Origin of the sequence: Micromonospora sp. WMMD734 (assembly GCF_049178975.1) — a bacterium.
Taxonomy (GTDB): Bacteria; Actinomycetota; Actinomycetes; order Mycobacteriales; family Micromonosporaceae; genus Micromonospora; species Micromonospora wenchangensis.
The window spans coordinates 7068248-7084878 of the sequence record NZ_JBMHMK010000001.1 but is presented as its reverse complement, the minus strand read 5'-3'; the positions used below and the strand labels follow the sequence as shown (position 1 = coordinate 7084878).

The 16631-nt window shown below is 71.4% G+C and carries 17 protein-coding genes; 11 read left to right on the top strand and 6 right to left on the bottom strand.

Translation table 11 applies throughout. The features are described from left to right. Positions 1–80 precede the first annotated feature (80 nt). Positions 81–596 carry a DUF6232 family protein gene (locus ACN267_RS30990; RefSeq protein WP_281894806.1) on the bottom strand — a complete coding sequence of 172 codons (516 nt, stop codon included), beginning with the start codon at positions 594–596 and terminating at the stop codon, positions 81–83. Between the two features lie 480 nt (positions 597–1076). Here ACN267_RS30990 and ACN267_RS30985 point away from each other — a divergent pair, with 480 nt between their 5' ends. Further along, entirely contained in the window at positions 1077–2060 is a 984-nt protein-coding gene (locus ACN267_RS30985; RefSeq protein ID WP_204958061.1) for a C40 family peptidase, read from the top strand. A gap of 71 nt (positions 2061–2131) precedes the next feature. Here the strand turns inward: ACN267_RS30985 and ACN267_RS30980 are convergent, their stop codons facing one another. The 4 genes from ACN267_RS30980 to ACN267_RS30965 form a co-directional block, all read right to left on the bottom strand. After that, the gene (locus ACN267_RS30980; RefSeq protein ID WP_204958060.1) at positions 2132–3121 is read right to left on the bottom strand and encodes a sigma-70 family RNA polymerase sigma factor; all 990 of its coding nucleotides are present in this window, start codon (positions 3119–3121) and stop codon (positions 2132–2134) included. Between the two features lie 449 nt (positions 3122–3570). Continuing rightward, on the bottom strand, positions 3571–4470 hold the full coding sequence (gene murQ, locus ACN267_RS30975; protein ID WP_204958224.1) for an N-acetylmuramic acid 6-phosphate etherase: 900 nt from the start codon (positions 4468–4470) through the stop codon (positions 3571–3573). A gap of 71 nt (positions 4471–4541) precedes the next feature. After that, positions 4542–5456, bottom strand: coding sequence for a MurR/RpiR family transcriptional regulator (locus ACN267_RS30970; protein WP_421490233.1), 915 nt, complete (start codon positions 5454–5456; stop codon positions 4542–4544). A gap of 148 nt (positions 5457–5604) precedes the next feature. Continuing rightward, positions 5605–6345 (bottom strand): dTMP kinase, encoded by a 741-nt coding sequence (locus ACN267_RS30965; RefSeq protein WP_421490232.1) that lies wholly within the window; start codon positions 6343–6345, stop codon positions 5605–5607. A gap of 157 nt (positions 6346–6502) precedes the next feature. Between ACN267_RS30965 and ACN267_RS30960 the strand changes: the two genes are divergently transcribed. The 5 genes from ACN267_RS30960 to ACN267_RS30940 all read left to right on the top strand — a co-directional run bounded on the left by ACN267_RS30960 (position 6503) and on the right by ACN267_RS30940 (position 8934). Continuing rightward, a complete protein-coding gene (locus tag ACN267_RS30960; RefSeq protein ID WP_204958057.1) occupies positions 6503–7108 on the top strand; it encodes a nucleotidyltransferase in 606 nt (201 codons plus the stop codon). Further along, complete coding sequence (locus ACN267_RS30955; protein ID WP_204958056.1) at positions 7105–7371, top strand: hypothetical protein; 267 nt, start codon at positions 7105–7107, stop codon at positions 7369–7371. The genes ACN267_RS30960 and ACN267_RS30955 overlap by 4 nt, the downstream gene beginning before the upstream one ends. A 10-nt stretch (positions 7372–7381) precedes the next feature. Continuing rightward, on the top strand, positions 7382–8107 hold the full coding sequence (locus ACN267_RS30950) for a metallophosphoesterase family protein (protein WP_204958055.1): 726 nt from the start codon (positions 7382–7384) through the stop codon (positions 8105–8107). Positions 8108–8149: 42 nt separating this feature from the next. Next, positions 8150–8293, top strand: coding sequence for a GPGG-motif small membrane protein (locus ACN267_RS30945; protein ID WP_007464364.1), 144 nt, complete (start codon positions 8150–8152; stop codon positions 8291–8293). Between the two features lie 146 nt (positions 8294–8439). Continuing rightward, positions 8440–8934, top strand: coding sequence for a TspO/MBR family protein (locus tag ACN267_RS30940; RefSeq protein ID WP_421490231.1), 495 nt, complete (start codon positions 8440–8442; stop codon positions 8932–8934). Between the two features lie 36 nt (positions 8935–8970). Here the strand turns inward: ACN267_RS30940 and ACN267_RS30935 are convergent, their stop codons facing one another. Further along, positions 8971–9741 (bottom strand): M23 family metallopeptidase, encoded by a 771-nt coding sequence (locus tag ACN267_RS30935; RefSeq protein WP_204958053.1) that lies wholly within the window; start codon positions 9739–9741, stop codon positions 8971–8973. Positions 9742–10017: 276 nt separating this feature from the next. On the opposite strand from ACN267_RS30935, the gene ACN267_RS30930 reads away from it, so the two are divergent. The 5 genes from ACN267_RS30930 to ACN267_RS30910 all read left to right on the top strand — a co-directional run bounded on the left by ACN267_RS30930 (position 10018) and on the right by ACN267_RS30910 (position 16336). Beyond that, positions 10018–11358: an ABC transporter substrate-binding protein gene (locus tag ACN267_RS30930; RefSeq protein WP_421490230.1), complete on the top strand. Its 1341-nt coding sequence runs from the start codon at positions 10018–10020 to the stop codon at positions 11356–11358. A 76-nt stretch (positions 11359–11434) separates the two neighbouring features. Continuing rightward, positions 11435–12484, top strand: a complete 1050-nt coding sequence (locus tag ACN267_RS30925; RefSeq protein ID WP_204958051.1) for a carbohydrate ABC transporter permease — start codon at positions 11435–11437, stop codon at positions 12482–12484. A 1-nt stretch (position 12485) separates the two neighbouring features. After that, complete coding sequence (locus ACN267_RS30920) at positions 12486–13451, top strand: carbohydrate ABC transporter permease (protein ID WP_204958050.1); 966 nt, start codon at positions 12486–12488, stop codon at positions 13449–13451. A gap of 69 nt (positions 13452–13520) precedes the next feature. Then, the gene (locus ACN267_RS30915; protein WP_204958049.1) at positions 13521–14615 is read left to right on the top strand and encodes a LacI family DNA-binding transcriptional regulator; all 1095 of its coding nucleotides are present in this window, start codon (positions 13521–13523) and stop codon (positions 14613–14615) included. Between the two features lie 47 nt (positions 14616–14662). After that, positions 14663–16336: an alpha-amylase family glycosyl hydrolase gene (locus ACN267_RS30910; protein WP_421490527.1), complete on the top strand. Its 1674-nt coding sequence runs from the start codon at positions 14663–14665 to the stop codon at positions 16334–16336. Positions 16337–16631: the final 295 nt, after the last annotated feature.

The following is a 16631-nucleotide window of genomic DNA, read 5'->3' as shown; positions in this document are numbered from 1 at the left end:
GCTGACCGGGCCGGGCCGGCCGGGTGTCCCGTGTCGGCCCGGGGGCGACGCGGGCTGCGGCCTCGGCGGGGGCTGCGGCCTCAGCGGGCCGGTCGCCAGTAGGTGGCCGTGGGTGCCGGGTCGTCGGCGTCGGGGTAGCGGTGCTGCTCGCGGGCCTGGTGCAGGGCGTCGACCACCTGCTCGAACTGCTCCGGGTCGTCGCTGCTGAACAGCAGCAGCTCGGTGCCGTGGCAGTGGCCGTACAGCTCGTGGGCCGGTGGCCGCCAGCGGTCGCCGAGCAGCACCAGCAGCACCGGCAGTAGGCACACCACGCCCAGCGCCAGGTACGCCCCGGCGGTGAGCCGTTCCAACCCGCCGGTGAAGCCGAGCAGAACGCCGACGGTTCCCGCCCCGACGGCGGCGCAGGTGACGACCCGGGCGGCGAGCCGGTCGTGCGGCCCCCGGCCGGTGCGCAGGTGGGTGAGGTCGGCGACGGCGTAGCTGCTGTGGCCGGCGGTGAACCGTTCGGTGGTCACCACGATGCCGGGTCGGGCGTAGAGCAGGGTGGTCGGTCGGGACCAGTGTGGCGGTCGGGTGCTGGCGCGGTCTGCCTGCACGGCGTCCTCCCGGGGGCCGACGGAGCCGGTCGTCCACGCCAGGCCACCTGCGTACGGCGGGATTCCCGGCGGGTGCTCCATTCTGGTGCCCGCCCCGCCCGGCCCGCTCTCCGATTTCCGACAGTTCCGGCGAGCGCCACCTACCCGACGCCGACATCTGACCACCAATTCGGTTTTATCCGGCTTTACCCGCGCGATCCCCACCGGTATCCGCCTGGAACGACGAATCGGATCTTCCTCGCCTACCGCGCAGAACGCGGTCGCCTGCCGTCCACCCCGCATCAACGGCGTCACCTGCCACAACGACCCGCCGACGCGCTCGGCCAACATTCGCCGCTGCTTTGTCTGCGCGTCACTCCCGCCACAGGTTAGGTTGATCGGGCCGGCTCGGTACACGGCCGTCCATCCGGACGGGCCCGGGCCGGTGTCGCCGGGGGCTCAGCATCCCCCGACGACCGGTGGGAGAGGAGTCTTCCGCTCTTGTCGTCCTTACGGATGCTGCTGCGCACACTGGCGGTCGCCGGCCTGTCGGCCGCGTTGATCGCCCCGTCGGCACCGGTCCGGGCCGAGCCCTCGGTCGCCGACCTCACCGCCCGGATCGAGCGGTCCTCCGCCGAGTTGGAACGGATCGTCGAGTCGTACAACAAGCTCAACGAGGAGATCAAGACGAACCAGGCCAGCGCGGCCGGCCTGCACGCCAGGATCGGCCCGCTGGAGGTCCAGGCCGCCCAGAGCCGGGCGGCGGTGGGCCAGATCGCGGCCACCGCGTACAAGACCGGCGGGCTACGCACGGCCGAGGCGGTCCTCGACCCGGCCGGCGGCTCGCTGGTCGACCGGTTGGGCACCCTCGACCAGCTCACCCGGCACCGGCAGCAGCAGATCGACGGGTACACCGCCGACCAACGCGCGCTGCTGGACCAGAAGACCAAGCTCGACGCCACGCTCGCCAAGCAGGCCGCCCAGTCCCGGGCGCTCACCAAGACGAAGAAGCGGATCGAGCAGGACCTGGCGGAGCTCTACGAGATGCGGCGGGCGGCGTACGGCCGGGCCACCGAGGCGCCGGTGAAGAAGCCGAAGAGCGCCGCGCCACCCGACACCTCCGACACGCCTGCCGTCTCCGGTGGTGCCGGGGCCGCCGTCCGGTACGCCTACGGCGCGATCGGCAAGCCGTACGTCTGGGGGGCCGAGGGGCCCGGCGGGTACGACTGCTCAGGTCTGACGCTCGCCGCCTGGCGGTCCGCCGGCAAGCGGCTGCCACACAACGCGGCGATGCAGTGGAACGCCACCTCCCGGGTCAGCCGTAGCGAGCTGCGCCCCGGCGACCTGGTCTTCTATTCGGGGTTGGGGCACGTCGCGCTCTACGTCGGCAGCGGTCAGGTGATCGACGCGCCGAGCGCCGGACGCAATGTGCTCAAGCGGAAGATGAACATGATGAGCATCGCCGGCTACGGCCGGGTCCGCTGACCGGAACCACAACGGCGAACGGCCGGCGTCCCCCTATCGGACGCCGGCCGTTCGCCGTCATTACTACCAGCTCAGGCCGCCTGGAGGCCCTCCGCACGGGCCAGCTCACGCAGCCGGCCGAGCGCCTGGATCTCCAGCTGGCGGATCCGCTCCCGCGACAGCGAGAACCGGGACGCCACCTCGGTCAACGAGTGCTCCCGCCCGTCCTCCAGGCCGTACCGGGCCCGCATGATGCCGGCGGACCGGTCGTCGAGGTGGTTGAGCAGGCCCTCGATGCGCTGCCGCTCCAACCCGGTGAGGACGATGTCCTCCGGGGACGGGGCGTCGCTGTCGGCCACCAGGTCACCGAGGTTGGTGTCGCCGTCGTCGCCGACCGGGGTGTCCAGCGACACCGTGTCCTGCGACCAGCGGACCAGCTCGTTGACCCGCTCGACGGTGACGCCGAGGGCGGCCGCGATCTGCTCCGGCTCCGGGTCGCCACCCAGCTCACGGGTGAGCTGCCGGGCCACGTTGCGCATCCGGTTGACGTCCTCGACCAGGTGCACGGGCAGCCGGACGGTGCGTTCCTGCTGCGCGATGGCCCGGCTGATCGCCTGCCGGATCCACCAGGTGGCGTAGGTGGAGAACTTGTAGCCCCGCTCGTAGTCGAACTTCTCGACCGCGCGCACCAGACCGGTGTTGCCCTCCTGGATCAGGTCCAGCATGGGCATCCCGGAGCGCACGTACCGGCGGGCGATCGACACGACCAGCCGCAGGTTGGCCCGGATGAAGAGGTCCTTCGCCCGCTCCCCCTCGACGACCAGCCGCTCCAGGTCGTCCCGGTCGACCCCGGCGGGGACGCGGTCCTCGCCGAGCAGGTGCTCGGCGTAGAGGCCGGCCTCGATCGCCTTGGAGAGATCGACCTCCCTGGCGGCGTCCAGCAGTGGCGTCCGGGAGATCTCGTGAAGGTAGACGCCGACCAGGTCACGCTCCTCGGCGACCTCGTCGGTTCGCATGCCGATGTTCTTGTCCACGGTGTCCACGGTCCCCTCGCTCGCGCCGGTTGCCCGGTTCCTTGCCATCCCCACGTCCATCAGCCCTCCCCCGTGCAACGCCCCTGCTGCCCGCCGGTGCTGACACCTGCACAACAGTCGAGACGGGTCGGGGATTCCATGTCGTGAGTCGAAAGTGTCACGAATGCCTGAGTACCAGCTGAAAGCCCGGTCCACGTTTGCTGTCAGCGGCCCTGCGGGGCCACCCGGCGACCGCACGATCGCCGCTGGTCGGCACGCTTGTCGGCGGCCGTACGCCGGACCCCGCGTCACTGCGGCGTCCCGGTAAACCGCGACCCTCGTCACCGCCCGGCTGCGACCGGAGTCACTGCCAGATACGGGCCGGTGGACCGGTCGGTTCACCGGGCGGTCCTGGATTACCCCACGCCCCTGACAACAATCCGTGGCGTGGCCGACGTCCCCCCGGCACGGTGTTCTGCGTCACCCCGCGGGCCGGCCCCCGGTGTCGCGCCCGCCGGTCAGGAGGCGAGCAGGGCGATGGCGCCCCTGACCTGGTGCGCGGTCCGGGCCAACGCGGCGCGGGCCGCGTCGACCTCGGCCCCGGACAGCAGCGAGACGAGTGCCGTCTTCAGGTCGCCGTCGGCCTCGTGCAGGGCCCGCCGGGAGACCTCCTCGGAGCAGCCGGTCGCCTCGATCAGGATGGAGATCATGCGGCCCCGCAGCTTGGCGTTGGTGGCCACCATGTCGATCATGAGGTTGGAGTAGACCCGGCCCAGTCGCACCATCACCGCCGTGGAGAAGGTGTTCAGCACCAGCTTCTGCGCGGTGCCCGCCTTCATCCGGGTCGAGCCGGTCACCACCTCGGGGCCGGTGTCGACCCCGATGACCACGTCGACCTCGGCCGCCGCCCGGACCTCCGGATTGGCGCAGAGCAGCACGGTCGAGGCCCCCCGCTGCCGGGCCGCGTCGAGTGCGCCCAGGACGTACGGGGTGCGTCCGCTGGCCGCCAACCCCACCACCAGGTCACCGGCGGTGACGCACCCGGCAGCCTCGCGGGCCCCGCCGGCCCGGTCGTCCTCGGCGTCCTCCACGGCCTGCCACATCGCGTCCGGCCCACCGGCCAGGTGGGCGCAGAACCAGCCGCGCGGGGAGTTGAAGGTGGGGGCCAGCTCGGCGGCGTCGATCACCCCGAGCCGGCCGGAGGTGCCGGCCCCGAAGTAGTGCACCCGGCGCCCACCGCGCAGCGCGGTCACCGCGAGGTCGACGGTCACCGCGATCTCGTCCAGGACGGCCGCCACCGCCGCCGGCACCCGCCGGTCGGCATCGTTGATCACGCGGAGCACGTCCCGGGTCGACATCAGGTCGAGGTCGGCGCTGTGCGGGTTGCGCCGTTCGGTCGGGGCACCGACCCGGACCACCGGCCGCAGGTCGACCACGTCCTCCTCGTCCCGCCGCCCCACCACGTCGTCCGGCCCGACCCGGCCGGCGGTCACGAGCGCCTCCGACTGCCGCCGACCCGGTGTGTTCGCACCGCCTCGGCAGTGACCTCCAGCGCCCGCCGGGCCCGGGCCCGGTTGCGGGCGGCCACCCCGACGAAGAGGCAGTCCACCACGGTGAGCTGGGCGATCCGGCTGGCCATCGCCCCGGACCGGTACGTCGTCTCGCGGGCGGCGGTGGTGAGGACGAAGTCGGCCCGTTCGGTGATCGGCGACCGGGGGAAGTTGGTCAGCGCGACGGTGACCGCCCCCCGGGAGCGGGCCTGTTCGAGTACCTCGATCACGTCGGAGGTGGTGCCGCTGTGCGAGATGCCGATCGCCACGTCACCCTTGCCGAGCAGGGCGGCGGAGGTCAACGCGGTGTGCACGTCGGGGAAGGAGAACGCGACCCGGCCGATGCGGTGCAGCTTCTGCTGGAAGTCCGAGGCGACGAAGCCGCTCGCGCCGGCACCGTAGACCTCGATCCGGCCGGCGCTGACGATCGCCTCCACGACCTGCTCGCAGACGGTCGGGTCGAGCTGCTCGGCGGTGTCCTCGACGGCCCGCGCGTCGTTGAAGGAGATGGTGGCGATGATCTGGGCCAGGTCGGCGCCGGGTGGAATGTCCCCGCCGACCACCCGGGCGTCCGGCGGTTCGATCCGGCGGGCCGCCTCGGCCGCGAGCCGGATCCGCAACTGCGGATAGCCGTCCATGCCGACGGACCGGCAGAACCGGATGACGGTGGCCTCGGAGGTCTCGGCGGCGGTGGCGAGGTCGGTGATGGTCCGTCGGGCGGCATCGGCCGGATCGGCGACGACCAGTCGGGCGACCCGCTGCTCGGCGGGGGACAGCGACGGGAGCAGGCCACTGATGTGGACGATCAGTCCACCCGGCTCGTAACTCGCGGAAATCTTCGGACTTTTCGCCACGGATGAAACTTACTTTCATGAGCCCCGAGCGTCAACCACGACCGCGCGGATCCGACAGGAAGTATCCCCCGGTCCGGGGGCGTACCGGCCCAGACTGCCATTTGCGCAGCCTGACGTGCCTCCACCGGTCCGGTGGAATCGCCTGCGTCTACGGGCGGGACTGGGCGGCGACCGGCTCCCGGGGCCCACCGGTCGCCTCCGGCGCGGACGGCCCGGTGCCGTCCGGCGGATCATCGACGACCGGCCCGGCCTCCTCCGGCGGCAGCCAGCGCGCCAGGTGCGCCCGGATCCGCCGGGAGACCTCGTCGGGCCCGCCGCCGGCGTCCACCACCACGAAACCCGGGTACTCGGGCAGCGACCGGTAGGCCGCGTCGGCAGCGGTCAGCCAACCCATCGTCTCGTGATCCTCCCCCCGCCGCTCGATCCGCCGGTACGCCTCGACCGGGTCGACGGCGAGCAGGAAGGTGACCTGCGGTGCGGGGAAGATCCGGTAGCCGGCCCGGGCCAGCCGCTCCCAGCGCTGCCCACCGTGCGCCCGGATGCTGGCGTACTGGCAGGCGGAGTAGCGGTCCATCACCGCGGTGCGGCCGGTCACCAGGCAACTGAGCAGCGCGGCGGCGATCGCCAGCCAGCGCAGCACGGACTCCACCGCGAGCATCCCGTCCCGGCCCACCAGCAACTGCGCGTCGGCCCGGCCGAACCGGGCGGCGAGCCGGCCCAGCCAGCGCCGGCCACCCGCGTTGCGGTGGTAGGTGGCGGGCCGCCCGGCCGAGGTGAGCGCGGCGGCGAGCCAGTACGCCTGGGTGGTCTTGCCCGAGCCGTCGATGCCGATCAGCGCGACGCGCCGCAGTCGGGTCCCACCGTCGGTCGCGCGCCGTGATCTGGCCACCCTGCACAGGATATCCGACCGGCGCATCCCCCCTTGTCCGGTCGATGCCCGGATGGGGCGTGACGACCGGGACCGGCGCACCGGGCAGGTGTGGACGGACGGACGGCCGGGTACGCAACGTCATTTCCCACCGACCATCCACGACGGGAGAGACCAGATGGCCGAGCGCGGGGACGTCAGCCTCCTGCACACCCTCAAGCGGGTCGCCGCCGTGCTCAAGCAGAACGAGATCCCCTTCGCCCTCGGCGGCAGCTTCGCCGTGTACGCCCACGGCGGCCACTCCAGCGAACACGACGTGGACTTCCTGCTCCCCGAGGAGCATGTCGAGCGGGCGTTGGAGGCGCTGACCGACGAGGGCTTCACCGCCGAGCGCCCGCCGGAGGACTGGCTGGTCAAGGTCTACGACGACGGACGGATGGTGGACCTGATCCACCGGCCGGTGGAGACCCCGGTGACCCACGAGACCCTCGCCGACACCGTGGTCCGCCCGGTGGACGCCATCCACATGCCGGTGCTGTCGGCGACCCGGCTGATGGTGCACAAGCTGCTCAGCTTCTCCCAGCACTACTGCGACTTCGCCCGGGGCCTGCCGCTGGCCCGGTCGCTGCGCGAACAGATCGACTGGGAGCGGGTACGCAGGGAGACCCAGCACTCGCCGTACGCCGAAGCGTTCCTGATGCTGCTGGACCGGCTCGACGTCGTCCCGTACGGGGGCACGCCGGTGCCGTACGCCCGCATCCCCGAGGGAAGGGAGACCCCGTGACCGAGCACAGCGCCGGCCCGCCGGACGCCTACGTCGAGGCGGAGATCCAACGGCTGCTGACCGAGGACCCGGACGTCGCCGAGCAGGGCATCACCGTGGTCCACCGGGAAACCGGCCTGGTCCTCACCGGTGAGGTGGAGAGCCCGCAGCGCCGGGCGGAGATCCTGCGCCGGGTGGCCGAACGGTTCCCGGACGAGGCGATCACCAGCGACATCGGGGTGATCCGCGCCCAGGCGCCGGTGCAGGTCGAGGAGCTGCCGTGAGGAGGACCCGATGATCCGGATCGCCGCCGTCGGCGACGTACACCTGGACGCCGACGTGCTGGGCCGGTTCCGCCCGGCCCTGGAGGAGCTGCCCGACTGCGCCGACGTGCTGCTGCTCGCCGGCGACCTGACCCGGCACGGCACCGAGGCCGAGGCGCGCTGCGTCGCCGAGGAGTTCGGCCGGCTCGGGGTGCCGGTGGTCACCGTGCTGGGCAACCACGACCACCAGTGCGACCAGGTGCCGCAGGTGGTCAAGGTGCTGGAGGATGCCGGGATCACCGTGCTGGAGGGGACCGGCACGGTGCTGGAGTGCCCCGGCGGCCGGCTCGGGGTGGCCGGGGTCAAGGGCTTCGGTGGCGGGTTCGCCGGGCGGTGCGCCAGCGACTTCGGCGAGCCGGAGATGAAGTCGTTCGTCCGGACCAGCAACGAGAGCGCGGCGGCGTTGGGCGCGGCGCTGCGCGGGTTGGACTGCGACCTGCTCGTGGCCCTGACCCACTACGCCCCGGTGCCGGACACGCTGGCCGGTGAGCCGCTGGAGATCTATCCGTTCCTCGGGTCGTACCAGCTCGGTCAGGCGATCGACTCGGCACCCACCGCGCTCGCCCTGCACGGGCACGCGCACGCCGGCAGCGAACGCGGTGTCACCCCCGGCGGGGTACGCGTGCGCAACGTCGCCCATCCGGTGATCAAACAGGCGTACAGCGTCTTCCACCTGGGTGGTGATCAGATCGACTGAGAACCAGGTTTTCGCGATCGGAACGCCGGGTATTCAGCAGCCATGGAGCTGATTCTCTGGATTCTCGCAGTCGTACTCGTGGTCGCCGGCATCCTCGCGCTGTTCCGCCGGCAGATCCTGTGGGGCATCGTCCTCATCGTGGTCGGCCTCCTGGTCGGCCCGGGTGGTGTCAGCATCTTCAATTGACGCCGGTACCCGCACCTGACCCGCCGGGGTCGTCGCCCCCGGACGCTCCGTCCTCCCAGACAGGAGCATCCGGCACCGACGACCCCGGCGTTCTGCTGTGCGGCCAGGGCGGTTTTGGGACGGCGTACCCGGGAAATATCTCGACCATGGAGATAACCCGGAGCGACCGGCGGACCGGCTCGGCGCGGACCTGGTGGGCGCTGCTCGGCTTCGGCGCGGCCGTCGCCGTCGCCGCCGCGATCGGCGGGTTGGGGGTGTCCGGCACCCGCGACGAGTACGCCTCGCTCCAGCAGCCGGACTGGGCCCCGCCGGGATGGCTGTTCGGCCCGGTCTGGACCGTGCTGTACGCGCTGATCGCGGTCGCCGGCTGGCTGGTCTGGCGGCGGGTCGGCTTCGGCCCGGCGCTGTGGGCGTGGACGGTCCAGCTGGTGCTCAACGCGGTCTGGACGCCGCTGTTCTTCGGCGCGGGGCGCTACGGGCTGGCCTTCGCCGAGATCGTGCTGATGTGGCTGGCGATCGCGGTGACGGTGGCCGCCTTCCGGCGGATCTCCCGGCCGGCGGCGGCCCTGCTGCTGCCCTACTGGGCCTGGGTCACCTTCGCCGCCGCGCTGAACTTCGCGATCTGGCAGCTCAACGGCTGACCGGGCACCGGGCCCGGCGGCCCGGTGCCCGCGGGCTCAGCAGCGGGGCACGCCGGGGATGTAGCCGTCGTGGCCGGTGTAGACGTAGGCGTCGGCGATGAACCGGCCGGAGCCGATCCGGTCCCAGATCGCGCTGGTGCCGTAGGTGCCGGTGACCGTGGTGCCGCTGGTCTGGCAGCCGATGGTGACCTTGGTGCCGTCGGCGACCGTGCCGACCGACGCGTAGCCGGTGCCCGGCCCGGAGCGCACGGTCAGCGGGGTGCCTGCGGTGTCGACCGTGCCCGACCCGGTGCCACTGGAGCAGCCGTTGCCGCTGGTGTACGTCTTGGTGCCCCAGTACAACGCGAGCGTGCCGTTGAACTTGACCTTGATGTCGTCGCCGTTGAGGCGCTGCTCGTAGTGCAGGTGCGGGCCGGTGGAGCCGCCGGTGCTGCCGACCCAGCCGATCACCTTGCCGTAGCCGACCTGCTGCCCGACCGAGACGTTGAAGCCGTTGAGGTGGGCGTAGTAGGTCGTGTAGCCGCCGCCGTGGTCGATCCGGACGTACTTGCCGTAGCTCGTGCCGCCGAGGTCGGTGACCCGGTCGACGGTGCCCGGGGCGCTGGCGACCACCGGGTCGCCGAGATCGTCGGTGCGGTTGAAGTCGATCGCGTTGGCCGGGCTGTGGTCCGACCGGGTCTGGCCGGACCAGGACTGGTTGCAGGGGAAGGGCACCTTGAACGTGGGCGCGGCCCAGGCCGGGCCGGCCGGGACCAGGCTCCCGGTGACCAGCAGGGCTGCCGCCAGCAGGCTCCACCGTCTGCGCATCGCACACCTCCGATGTCGAGATCCTTCAATACCTTGCCCCGAGAGTGGCAGATATCGCCATCGATGGGAAGCCGCACCGACCCCTGTCCACCCCTACTCGGTGACCACAGGTGGGAGCGCACCCACCCGCGGTGAGCGGGTTTCGGGATTGTTACCGGGCCGTGTCCGCCAGGGGGTGGACCGATCGGGATGCAAGCGCTTACATGTGGGGACGACTCATCGGACCGGCGTCGGGTTCCCCCACCTGTGGGCGCGCCGGCAAGGAAGGAGAACGGCATGGCGTTTGCCAGATCACGCCAGGCTCTCGCGATCGCCGGCGTGCTGGGGCTGGCGCTCGGCGCCGCCGCCTGTGGCACCGGCGACGACAAGAAGAGCAGCAACGCGGGTTCGGCCGAATGCGCCGCATACGAGAAGTACGGTGACAACGACGGCAAGAAGGTCACGATCTACTCGTCGATCCGGGACATCGAGGCCGACCGGCTGGCCCAGTCCTGGAAGCAGTTCGAGGACTGCACCGGCATCGAGATCGACCACGAGGGCTCCGGCGAGTTCGAGGCCCAGCTCCCCGTCCGGGTGCAGGGCGGCAACGCGCCCGACCTGGCCTTCATCCCGCAGCCTGGTCTGGTCAAGCGGTTCGTCGACGGCGGCAACCTCAAGCCCGTCTCCGCCGCCACCAAGACCGAGGCCGAGGCGAACTTCTCCCCCGACTGGCTGAAGTACACCACCATCAACGGCCAGTTCTACGGCGCCCCGCTGGGCTCGAACGTCAAGTCGTTCGTCTGGTACTCGCCGAAGACCTTCAAGGAGAAGGGCTGGGCCGTCCCCACCAGCTGGGACGAGCTGATCAAGCTCTCCGACACGATCGCGGCCAGCGGCACCAAGCCGTGGTGCGCCGGCATCGAGTCCGGTGACGCCACCGGCTGGCCGGCCACCGACTGGATCGAGGACGTGCTGCTGCGTACGGCCGGCCCCGAGGTCTACGACCAGTGGACCACCCACGGCATCCCGTTCAACAGCCCGCAGGTCGCCGACGCGCTCAACCGGGCCGGCACCATCCTCAAGAACGACAAGTACGTCAACGGCGGCTTCGGCGGCGTGAAGAGCATCGCCACCACCTCCTTCCAGGAGGCCGGCGTGCCGATCACCACCGGCAAGTGCGCCCTGCACCGGCAGGCGTCCTTCTACGCCAACCAGTGGCCCGAGGGCACCAAGGTGGCCGAGGACGGCGACGTGTTCGCGTTCTACTTCCCGTCGATCGACCCGGCCAAGGGCAAGCCGGTGCTGGGTGGCGGCGAGTTCGTCGCGGCCTTCACCGACCGTCCCGAGGTCCAGGCGGTGCAGACCTACCTCGCCTCCGGCGAGTACGCCAACAGCCGCGCCAAGATCGGCGACTGGGTGTCGGCGAACAAGAAGCTCGACCTGGCCAACGTCCCGAACCCGGTGGACAAGCTCTCCGTGGGCATCCTCCAGGACCCGAAGACCGTCTTCCGCTTCGACGGCTCCGACCTGATGCCGGCCGCGGTCGGCAACGGCACCTTCTGGAAGGGCATGGTCGAGTGGATCAACGGCAAGGACACCACCACGGTGCTGAACGGCATCGAGAACAGCTGGAAGTGATCTGAGACGGGTGGCCCGGTCCGCACGGTGCGGACCGGGCCACCCGTCGGATACGAACCCTTGAGAGGGAGGGTCGATGGAGTTCGACTTCGCTGAGGAACAGCCGAAGTTCCTCATGCTGATGTACGGGCTGATCGCTTTCGTCGCGGTGGTGGGCGGTCTGCTCCTGCTCCTCGACGTGGTGCCGGCCTGGTTCGCCCGCCGTCGGGAGGCGCAACTGGTCGCCGCCGCGACCGGTGGCGGTCCCCTGCCCCGCCGACGCAAGCCGAGGGAGGGCCTGTTCGCGCTCTTCTTCCTGCTGCCGACGGTGCTGCTGCTCTCCGTCGGGCTGGTGGTGCCGGCGCTGCGCACCGTGCTGCTCTCCTTCATGGACGCCGGCAGCGACAACTGGGTGGGGCTGCGCAACTACGGCTGGATGTTCTCCGACGACTCGATCGTCCGGGTGCTGCTCAACACCCTGATCTGGGTGCTCCTGGTGCCGCTGGTGGCCACCACGTTCGGCCTGCTCTACGCCGTGATGGTGGACAAGGCCCGGTTCGAGTCCATCGCCAAGTCACTGATCTTCCTGCCGATGGCGATCTCGTTCGTGGGGGCCAGCATCATCTGGAAGTTCGTCTACGCCTACCGCAGCGAGGAGCAGGACCAGATCGGCCTGCTCAACCAGATCGTGGTCAGCCTCGGCGGCGAACCCCGGCAGTGGCTGCTCGACTCACCGCTGAACACCTTCCTGCTCATCGTGATCATGGTGTGGATCCAGGCCGGTTTCGCCATGGTCGTGCTCTCCGCCGCGATCAAGGCGATCCCGGCGGACATCGTCGAGGCGGCCCGCCTCGACGGGGTCAGCCCGTGGCAGATGTTCTGGCAGATCACCATGCCGAGCATCCGACCCGCGCTGATCGTGGTCGTGGTGACCCTGTCGATCGCCACGCTGAAGGTCTTCGACATCGTCCGGACCGCCACCAACGGCAACTACGACACCAGCGTGATCGCCAACGAGATGTACAACCAGGCGTTCCGGTACGGCGAGAACGGGCAGGGCTCCGCCCTGGCGGTCTTCCTCTTCATCCTGGTGATCCCGATCGTGATCTACCAGATCCGCAACCTGCGTCAACAGCGGGAGGGCTGAGATGACCACCGCCACGCCCACCGTCGGAGCCGGGGCCCAGGCCACCGGGAAGCCGACGAGCACCGCCGGCCGGGTCCGTAGCCGGCTCAACACCCGTACGGCCACCCTGGTCTCGATCGTCATCGCGCTGCTCTGGACGATCCCGACGTTCGGCCTGTTCGTCTCCTCGTTCCGGCCCGAGGCCGAGATCAAGTCCACCGGGTGGTGGACCTTCTTCACCGACCCGCAGTTCACCCTGGAGAACTACCAGGACGTCCTGTTCGGCTCCTCCTCGTCGTCGGGGCAGCTGGCCAGCTACTTCATCAACTCGCTGGCCATCACCATCCCGTCGGTGCTCTTCCCGATGGCGTTCGCCTCGCTCGCCGCGTACGCGTTGGCCTGGATCAACTTCCGGGGACGGGACTGGCTCTACATCGCGATCTTCGCGATGCAGATCGTGCCGTTGCAGATGGCCCTGGTGCCGCTGCTGAAGTTCTTCTCCACCGGGGTCACCGTGGCCGGCATCCAGCTGCTGCCGGCCTGGGACCTGGTGGACGAGCAGAAGTTCGCCCAGGTGTGGTTCGCGCACACCTGCTTCGCCCTGCCCTTCGCGGTGTTCCTGCTGCACAACTTCATCTCGCAGCTCCCCCGGGACCTGATGGAGGCGGCGCGGGTCGACGGGGCCACCCACCCCAAGATCTTCCGCACCATCGTGCTGCCACTGATCACCCCGGCGCTGGCGGCGTTCGGCATCTTCCAGTTCCTCTGGGTCTGGAACGACCTGCTGGTCGCGCTGATCTTCGCCGGTGGCGGCAACGAGACCGCCCCGCTCACCGTGCGCCTGGCCGAGATGGCCGGCACCCGGGGCAACGAGTGGCAGCGGCTCACCGCCGGCGCGTTCGTCTCGATCGTCGTACCGCTGGTCGTGTTCCTGTCCCTGCAGCGCTTCTTCGTGCGCGGCCTGCTCGCCGGGAGCGTCAAGGGTTGACGGCCGTCCGTCGCCGCCCGGTGCTGCCGGGCGGCGACGGGGGCCGGCGCGGAGCGGGGGAACGACAGCGTGACGAGGATCGACGACGTGGCCCGGCTGGCCGGGGTCTCCACGGCCACGGTCTCCCGGGCGTTGCGCGGCCTGCCGACGGTGTCGGCCGCGACCCGCCGCCGGGTGCTCGCCGCCGCCGAACAGCTCCAGTACGCGGTCTCGCCGAGTGCCTCCCGGCTGGCCGGTGGCCGGACCGGCACGGTCGCCGTGGTGGTGCCCCGGATCACCAGGTGGTTCTTCGGCACCGTCGTCGAGGCGGTCGAGGAGTTCCTCCACCACGCCGGCTACGACCTGCTGCTCTACAACCTCGGCGGGCGCGAGCAGGTGCGGCAACGGGTGCTGCGCACCGCCAACCTGCACAAGCGGGTGGACGCGATCATGCTGGTCGCCACCCCGCTGCGCCCGGCCGACCTGACCGCCCTGGCCGAGCTGGACCTGCCCGGCATCACGATCAGCTCCGGCAGCACCGTCCCCGGCTGGCCCTGCGTGCGGATCGACGACGTGGCCGCGGCCCGGACCGCCACCCGGCACCTGCTCGACCTGGGCCACCGGCGGATCGCCCACATCTCCGGCGACCCCGACGACGAGTTGGCCTTCACCACCCACACCGACCGTCGCCGGGGCTACCAGGAGGCGCTGCGCCGCGCCGGGCTGCGCCCCGACCCCCGGCTGGACATGGAGTCGCAGTTCACCATCGACGGCGGCAACCAGGCCACCGTCGAGCTGCTGGCCCGGGGCGAACCACCGACGGCGATCTTCGCCGCCTGCGACGAGATCGCGATGGGCGCGATGACCGCGCTGCGCGACGCCGGGCTGCGGGTCCCGCAGGACGTCAGCGTGATCGGCGTGGACGACCACGACCTGTCCGCCGTGCTCGGGTTGACCACCATCGCCCAGCCCGCCGCCGAGCAGGGCCGGCTCGCCGCCCGGATGCTGCTCGACCCGCTGGGCGCCGCCGCCGCCGAATTGGGCGGTGTCGTCGCCGAGCCGGACGCCGACCGGGTGCCCGCACCGCGCGCGACCCGTGTGCACGGGCCCACGCCACGCCCGCCGGTGATCCTGCCCACTCGCCTGGTGGTACGGGAATCGACCGGCCCGCCCCGGGCAAACTGAACGGATTCGACCGCACGGCCCGACCGGCTCGACACAGGGAGAAGGCTCTGAACACCGACGCGAGGCAGCAGGAACAGTCCGTGGGCGTGGCACCCGGATGGTGGACCGAGGCCGTCATCTACCAGATCTATCCGCGTTCCTTCGCCGACTCCGACGGTGACGGCATCGGCGACCTGCCCGGCATCACCGCCCGGCTCGGGCACCTGGCCGAGTTGGGTGTCGACGCCGTCTGGCTGTCGCCGTTCTACCCGTCGCCGCAGGCCGACGCGGGCTACGACGTCGCCGACTACCGCGACGTCGACCCCCTGTTCGGCAGCCTGGCCGACGCCGACAGGTTGATCGCCGAGGCCCGCGCGAAGGGACTGAAGGTCATCGTCGACCTGGTCCCCAACCACACCTCGTCGGCGCACCGGTGGTTCCGGGCCGCCGTCGCCGCCGCCCCCGGCAGCCCCGAGCGGGCCCGGTACATCTTCCGCGACGGTCTCGGCCCGGACGGTGCAGAGCCGCCCAACGACTGGCAGAGCGTCTTCGGCGGCCCCGCCTGGACCCGGCTCGTCGAGCCCGACGGCCGGCCCGGCCAGTGGTACCTGCACCTGTTCGACACCGCCCAGCCGGACCTCAACTGGGACAACCCGGAGATCCGCGCCGAGTTCGTCGACGTGCTCCGGTTCTGGCTGGACCGGGGCGTCGACGGCTTCCGGGTGGACGTGGCGCACGGCCTGATCAAGCAGGCCGACCTGGCCAACTGGGAGGAGCCGCAGGAGATCCTCTCCGGCAACGAGGCCGACAAGCCGCGCCCGCCGATGTGGGACCAGGACGGCGTGCACGAGGTCTACCGGCAGTGGCGGCAGGTGCTCGACTCCTACGACGGCGACCGAATCCTCGTCGCCGAGGCGTGGGTCGAGCCGGCCGAACGGATCGCCCGCTACGTCCGCCCCGACGAGATGCACCAGGCGTTCAACTTCGAGTACCTGCTCGCGGCCTGGACGGCCCCCGCCCAGTACGCGGTGATCACCCGCTCGTTGGAGGCCACCGACGCCGTCGGCGCCCCCACCACCTGGGTGTTGTCCAACCACGACGTGATCCGGCACGCCTCCCGGATGGGGCTGTCCGCCAAGGGCGGCCGGCCCAACGGCATCGGCATCGGCGACCCCCAGCCGGACGCCGCGCTGGGCCTGCGCCGGGCCAAGGCGGCCACCCTGCTGATGCTGGCCCTGCCCGGCTCCGCCTACCTCTACCAGGGCGAGGAACTGGGGCTGCCGGAGCACACCACGCTGCCCGACGAGTCCCGCCAGGACCCGACCTGGGAGCGCAGCGGCCACACCCAGCGTGGTCGGGACGGCTGCCGGGTGCCGATCCCGTGGGAGGCCGACGCCCCCTCCTACGGCTTCGGCCCGACCGACGCCAGCTGGCTACCGCAGCCACCGCTGTGGGCCGAGTACGCCCTGGACCGGCAGCAGGGGGTGTCCGGCTCGACGTACGAGACGTACCGGACCGCGTTGCGGCTGCGTCGCGAGTACGCCCTGGGCCGGGGGACGCTGGAGTGGCTCTCCTCCGGCGACGAGGTGCTCAGTTTCCGCAACGGCGGGCTGACCGTGCTGACCAACTTCGGTACGGCGGCCGTGCCGCCGCCGGCCGGGGAGCTGCTGCACAGCAGCGCGCCGCTGGACGCCGACGGTCGGGTCCCCACCGACGTGACCGTCTGGGTCCGTCACTCCTGACCCCACCCCACCGCCCCCCGGCCCCGGCCCCGGTGCCCAGCCGGTCCGGGCCCGGGGCGCGGACCGGGCCCGGAGTGCGGACCGGGCCGGTTGGGGTGGCCCGGGCCGGTGGGGGTGGCCCAGCGCGCAGTGCCACGGCGCGGATGCCGGGGAAGGGTGCCGGGGAAGGGTGCCGGGGCTGGCGGCCGGTCCCGGAGGCGGACGGCACCTTGGTAGTGCTGTTCGCATCCTTTAGAGCTGATGCCGTCAACGATTCAGAGGTGGAAGTCGCCGAAGCTGGCGGGGCCCGCCCCCA

What these genes read in the sequence shown, in the direction of transcription:
- ACN267_RS30925 (WP_204958051.1), top strand. Translation starts at nt 11,435, where the DNA reads ATGGAGTTCGACTTCGCTGAGGAACAGCCGAAGTTCCTCATGCTGATG.
- ACN267_RS30945 (WP_007464364.1), top strand. Translation starts at nt 8,150, where the DNA reads ATGGAGCTGATTCTCTGGATTCTCGCAGTCGTACTCGTGGTCGCCGGC.
- ACN267_RS30920 (WP_204958050.1), top strand. Translation starts at nt 12,486, where the DNA reads ATGACCACCGCCACGCCCACCGTCGGAGCCGGGGCCCAGGCCACCGGG.
- ACN267_RS30935 (WP_204958053.1), bottom strand. Translation starts at nt 9,741, where the DNA reads ATGCGCAGACGGTGGAGCCTGCTGGCGGCAGCCCTGCTGGTCACCGGG.
- ACN267_RS30930 (WP_421490230.1), top strand. Translation starts at nt 10,018, where the DNA reads ATGGCGTTTGCCAGATCACGCCAGGCTCTCGCGATCGCCGGCGTGCTG.
- ACN267_RS30950 (WP_204958055.1), top strand. Translation starts at nt 7,382, where the DNA reads ATGATCCGGATCGCCGCCGTCGGCGACGTACACCTGGACGCCGACGTG.
- ACN267_RS30940 (WP_421490231.1), top strand. Translation starts at nt 8,440, where the DNA reads ATGGAGATAACCCGGAGCGACCGGCGGACCGGCTCGGCGCGGACCTGG.
- ACN267_RS30980 (WP_204958060.1), bottom strand. Translation starts at nt 3,121, where the DNA reads ATGGCAAGGAACCGGGCAACCGGCGCGAGCGAGGGGACCGTGGACACC.
- ACN267_RS30960 (WP_204958057.1), top strand. Translation starts at nt 6,503, where the DNA reads ATGGCCGAGCGCGGGGACGTCAGCCTCCTGCACACCCTCAAGCGGGTC.